General features: G+C 48.8%; 1 protein-coding gene. It reads left to right on the forward strand.

Features of this window, described 5'->3' with window-relative positions; genetic code table 11:
* Positions 1–46 precede the first annotated feature (46 nt).
* Positions 47–454 carry a zinc-ribbon domain-containing protein gene (locus ACJHWR_RS25230; RefSeq protein WP_001221623.1) on the forward strand — a complete coding sequence of 136 codons (408 nt, stop codon included), beginning with the start codon at positions 47–49 and terminating at the stop codon, positions 452–454.
* Positions 455–910 lie beyond the last annotated feature (456 nt).

Below are 910 nucleotides of genomic sequence, written 5' to 3' on the forward strand. Positions count from 1 at the left end.
GCCAGACCGGAGGATTCAGTATTCCCCGGACAACTCAGGAGGAAATATGCGAATTCTGAACTGTTATATGGCGAATGACAGCAAAGGCCATTTTGTTACGGCGAAAGAAGCAGCGAAGCACAACCGCCAGGACGTTTTGTGCTGTGTGTCCTGTGGATGCCCGTTAACACTTCAGCGGGGCAATGACGGACAACCACCGTGGTTTGAACATGACCAGATGACTGTCGCTGAGAAAATCCTGCTGCGATGCACCTGGCTTGACCCGGCAGAGAAAGAGGCCCGTCGTTTGCATCTGCAGGGTATGACGGTTCCGGATTATACGGTGAAGGTGAGAAAGTGGTTTTGTGTGATGTGTGACGAAAATTATGAGGGGGAAAAGTGCTGCCCGAGTTGTGGTACCGGGGTATACAGCAGGGAGGGGGGGCAGGAGGGCAACTGGAAGGATAGGAACTGAGCGGTTCAGTCGCGGAAATCAGTTGCAGAGCTGTAATGATATCTCCGGGAGTGCTGCGTTGGTAGGGGCATCCCGGGATAGAGAAATTTTAGCACTTTGCCCTGAATGATTGTAGACGTCCCGAGTACTCGTACCGGTCTGAGTTATTACAGTTAGATATTCACTTTTTCTCCCGCATACTTCACATCTGTCAACGACGGATGAAAAGTGGTTCTTCCGCAACCTGGGTGGAAGAAAATGGATGAAACTTTCTGGCGAACAAGGATCTAAGCTGTTTTAAGTTATGGGCAACGCAATGCACTCTCTTAAGACACTTCTACAGTTACCTTGCGGATGGCGATGCAGTTAGACTGGCCCCCTGAATCTCCAGACAACCAATATCACTTAAATAAGTGATAGTCTTAATACTAGTTTTTAGACTAGTCATTGGAGAGCAGATGATTGATGTCTTAGGAC

Origin of the sequence: Escherichia sp. WS568 (assembly GCF_046486085.1) — a bacterium.
GTDB lineage: Bacteria > Pseudomonadota > Gammaproteobacteria > Enterobacterales > Enterobacteriaceae > Escherichia > Escherichia coli.